This is a genomic window from Burkholderia sp. MSh2, assembly GCF_000731655.1.
Lineage (GTDB): Bacteria > Pseudomonadota > Gammaproteobacteria > Burkholderiales > Burkholderiaceae > Burkholderia > Burkholderia paludis.
On the sequence record NZ_JPGM01000137.1, the window covers coordinates 1 to 4,478 of the forward strand.

A 4,478-nucleotide genomic window follows, 5' to 3' on the forward strand; every position below is an offset into this window, starting at 1 on the left:
CGTTCGCGCGCGATCATCATCCGGTTCACGACGATCACGCCGATCGTCACCGCCGTGATGAACAGCGTCGCCAGCGCGTTCATCTCCGGGTTCAGCCCCAGCCGCACGCGCGAGAACACCACCAGCGGCAGCGTCGTCGAGCCCGGCCCCGACAGGAACGCCGACAGCACCAGGTCGTCGATCGACAGCGTGAACGACAGCAGCCACCCCGACAGCAGCGCCTGCGAGATCAGCGGCAGCGTCACCACGAAGAACACCTTCAGCGGCGTCGCCCCGAGGTCCAGCGCCGCCTCCTCCAGCGACTTGTTCATCTCCTTCACGCGCGACTGCACGATGATCGCCACGTACGACACGCACAGCATCACGTGGCCGATCCAGATCGTCACCATCCCGCGCCCCTTCGGCCAGCCGAACATCTGCTCCAGCGCAACGAACAGCAGCAGCAGCGAGATCCCCTGGATCACTTCCGGAATCACCAGCGGCGCGTTGATCATCCCCGTGTACAGCGTGAAGCCCCGGAAGCGGCCGAAGCGCGCCAGCACGAAGCCCGCCCACGTGCCGATCACGACCGACGCCGTCGCCGTCAGCAGCCCGATCTTCAGCGACAGCCACGCGGCCGTCAGCAGCTCGTCGTCGTCCAGCAGCGCGCTGTACCACTTCAGCGAGAAGCCCGACCACACCGTCACCAGCTTCGACTCGTTGAACGAGTACACCACCAGGCTGATGATCGGGATGTACAGGAACAGGAAGCCGAAGGCGAGGACGCCCGTCGACAGCGGTTTGCTCGGCTTGATCATTTCGCTTCCTCCAGTTCCTTGACCTGGTAGTACTGGAACAGCGCCATCGGCACCAGCAGCAGCATCACCATCGCGACCGTCACCGCGGACGCCATCGGCCAGTCCATGTTGTTGAAGAACTCGTCCCACATCACGCGGCCGATCATCAGCGTGTCCGCGCCGCCCAGCAGCTCCGGAATCACGTACTCGCCCACCGCCGGAATGAACACCAGCAGGCTGCCGGCGATGATCCCGTTCTTCGACAGCGGCAGCGTGATCCGCGTGAACGCGACCCACGGCTTCGCGCCCAGGTCGTACGCGGCCTCGAGCAGCGTGAGGTCCATCTTCACGAGGTGCGCGTACAGCGGCATCACCATGAACGGCAGGTACGAATAGACCATCCCGATGTAGACGCCCGCATCGCTGTGGTACAGCCGCAGCGGCGTGTGGATGATGCCGAGCGCGATCAGCGTGTGGTTCAGCAGGCCGTCGTCCTTCAGGATCCCGATCCATGCGTACACGCGGATCAGGAACGACGTCCAGAACGGCAGCATCACGGCCATCATCAGCACGTTGCGCCGGTTCGGCTCGGCGCGCGCGATGTAGTACGCCATCGGATAGCCGATCAGCAGGCACAGCACCGTCGACACGGCGGCCATCTTCAGCGAGCTGAGGTAGGTGGCGATGTACAGGTCGTCCTGCAGCAGGAACGCGTAGTGCGACAGCTGCAGCGCGAAGTGCACGATGCCGTCCTTGACCTCGACGAGCGACGTGTACGGCGGGATGCCCATCACCTGGTCGGCGAAGCTGATCTTCAGCACCAGCACGAACGGCAGCGCGAAGAAGATCGTGAGCCACAGGAACGGCACGCCGATCGCGACGCCGCGCCCCGACGGCAGCAGGCGCGACAGCGCGGCGAAGCGGCTTGCGCGCGCGCGGCCGGCGCCGGCGCCCGCGGCGCCGGTCGACACCGGCGAGGACGGAGTGGAAGCGGAGGTTCTCATCGCGTCGTCCTCACTGCGTCAGCACGACGCCGCTGGCGGGCGACCACGACACGAACACGTCGTCGTTCCACGCCGGCGCGCCGTCGTTCATCAGGTGCGAGCTCGACAGGTTCGACACGACCGTCTTGCCGCTGGGCAGGCGCACGTGGTATAGCGAGTAGCTGCCCATGTACGCGATGTCGGTCACGACGCCGCGCGCCCAGTTGTGTTTCGAGCCGGGCTTCTCGCGCGACACGTGCACGCGCTCCGGGCGCACCGAGATGCCCACCGGCATCCCGAGCGGGCCGGTCACGCCGTGACTCACGTACATGCGCGCCTCGAGATCGTCGCTCTCGACGAAGATGTGGTCGGGCTCGTCCTCGACCACGCGGCCCTCGAACAGGTTGGTCGAGCCGATGAACTCGGCCGAGAAGCGGCTGTTCGGGTATTCGTAGACTTCGCCGGGCGTGCCGATCTGCACGATCTTGCCCTCGCTCATCACCGCGAGGCGGCTGGCCATCGTCATCGCCTCTTCCTGGTCGTGCGTGACCATCACGCAGGTCACGTCGACCTTCTCGATGATGTTCACGAGTTCGAGCTGGGTCTTCTGGCGGATCTTCTTGTCGAGCGCCGACATCGGTTCGTCGAGCAGCAGCAGCTTCGGGCGCTTGACCAGCGAGCGGGCCAGCGCGACGCGCTGCTGCTGGCCGCCGGAGAGCTGGTGCGGCTTGCGCTTCGCGTACTTGCTCATCTGCACGAGCGCGAGCGCATCGGCCACGCGTTCCTTGATCTCGTTCTTCGGCGTGCCTTCCTGCTTCAGGCCGAACGCGACGTTCGATTCGACCGTCATGTGCGGGAACAGCGCGTAGGACTGGAACATCATGTTCACCGGGCGGCGGTACGGCGGCAGCGACGCGAGATCCTCGCCGTCGACGAAGATCCGGCCGGAGGTGGCCGTCTCGAGCCCGGCGAGCATGCGCAGCAGCGTCGACTTGCCGCAGCCCGAGCTGCCGAGCAGCGCGAACAGCTCGTTCTTGGCGATCGTCAGGTTCACGTTGTCGACGGCCGTGCTGTCGCCGAATTTCTTCACGACGTTCTCGATGCGCACGAAGGCGTCGTTTTGCGTACGGGCCGCGGGGGCCGGCTGGGTCTGTCGTGCAGCAGCGGAAGAGGGTATCGATTGCATGGGATTCACCATTCGTTCTTCACGGATTGCAGGCGTGAGCGTCCCCGCGCGAGGCGCACAACGCGACTCGCGGACGACGGCTCGTGCCGGATGGAACAGTGCGCGCGGCGTGCGCGGGCGGACGCGGGTCCGCGGATCTCAGGCGGGCAGGCGCGCAGCGCCGCCTGCGCCGCCGGATGGCGCCGCGATCAGTGGCCGGTCTTCAACTGGGCCCACAGGCGGTTCTGGAGGCGCAGGATGTCGGCCGGCATCGGCTTCATCAGCACCATCTTCTTCAGCACGTCTTCGGGCGGATAGACGGTCGGGTCCTGCGCGACCGACGGCGTGACGAACGGGTGCGCGGCCTTGTTCGCGGTCGGATAGAACACCGTGTTGGTGATCGCCGCGTTGACCTTCGGATCGGACACGTAGTTGATCCACTTCAGCGCGGCCTCGGGGTGCGGCGCATCCTTCGGGATGACCATCACGTCGAACCACAGCAGGCCGCCTTCCTTCGGGTTCGCGAACTTGATCTCGTAGCTGCGCTTCGCTTCCGACGAGCGGCGGTGCGCGATGCCGACGTCGCCCGACCAGCCGAGCGCGACGCATACGTCGTTGTTCGCGAGGTCGTTGATGTAGCCGGACGAGTTGAACTGGGTGATGTACGGGCGGACTTTCTTCAGGACTTCGAATGCTGCCTGGTAGTCGGCCGGGTTGGTGCTGTTCGGGTTCTTGCCCATGTACTGCAGCGTGGCGGCGAACACGTCGACGGCCTGGTCGAGGAACGACACGCCGCAGCCCTTCAGCTTTTCCATGTTGGCCGGGTCGAACACCAGCGCCCAGCTGTCGACCGGCGCCTTGTCGCCGAGCGCCTTCTTCACGGCCTCCACGTTGTAGCCGATGCCGTCCGTGCCGTAGGCCCAGGGGACGCCGTACTGGTTGCCCGGATCGGCGTCGGCGATCATCTTCATCAGCAGCGGGTCGAGGTTCGCGAGGTTCGGCAGCTTCGACTTGTCGAGCTTCTGGTACACGCCGGCCTGGATCTGCTTGGCCATGTAGTTCGACGTCGGCACGACGATGTCGTAGCCCGAGCTGCCGGCCAGCAGCTTGGCCTGCAGCGTGTCGTCGCTGTCGTAGTTGTCGTACTTGACGTGGATGCCCGTCTGTTTCTGGAAGTTCGGGATCGTGTCCGGCGCGATGTAGTCGGACCAGTTGTAGACGTTCAACTCGTCGGCCGCGTGTGCCGTCGGGCTGGCGACCGACGTGAACGCGGCCGTCGCGGCAAGGGCGGCGGCAGAACAGGCTTGGCGAAAGAAGCGAGCACGCATGGTGGAGTTCCCCTGGTAAAGGCGGCATGCGGCGCCCGCCGCACGCCTGTAGGCAAGACCGTTACGAAATGCCCAGTTGCTGGGCGGTTGCGTCGACTGCTTTCTTCGCCTTCGACACGAGTTCATCGATTTCCTGGCGCGAGATCACGAGCGGCGGCGACAGCAGCATCCGGTCCCCCGTCGCGCGCATGATCAGGTTGCCGTTGAAGCAGAAGTCGCGGCAGAT

At 65.6% G+C, this 4,478-nt stretch carries 4 protein-coding genes and 1 pseudogene; all 5 read right to left on the reverse strand.

Annotated elements, in window-relative coordinates; genetic code table 11:
• Positions 1-797: ABC transporter permease subunit (locus GQ57_RS37840; protein WP_034200602.1), on the reverse strand; the 797-nt coding region annotated here is incomplete at its 3' end.
• Positions 794-1,780 (reverse strand): ABC transporter permease subunit, encoded by a 987-nt coding sequence (locus GQ57_RS37845; protein ID WP_031402009.1) that lies wholly within the window; start codon positions 1,778-1,780, stop codon positions 794-796. The genes GQ57_RS37845 and GQ57_RS37840, both read right to left, overlap by 4 nt.
• Positions 1,781-1,790: 10 nt before the next feature.
• Positions 1,791-2,945 carry an ABC transporter ATP-binding protein gene (locus tag GQ57_RS37850; RefSeq protein ID WP_031402008.1) on the reverse strand — a complete coding sequence of 385 codons (1,155 nt, stop codon included), beginning with the start codon at positions 2,943-2,945 and terminating at the stop codon, positions 1,791-1,793.
• 188 nt (positions 2,946-3,133) lie between these two features.
• On the reverse strand, positions 3,134-4,252 hold the full coding sequence (locus GQ57_RS37855) for a polyamine ABC transporter substrate-binding protein (RefSeq protein ID WP_031402007.1): 1,119 nt from the start codon (positions 4,250-4,252) through the stop codon (positions 3,134-3,136).
• 61 nt (positions 4,253-4,313) lie between these two features.
• Positions 4,314-4,478, reverse strand: a pseudogene (locus GQ57_RS41155) (aspartate aminotransferase family protein); the annotation flags it as partial.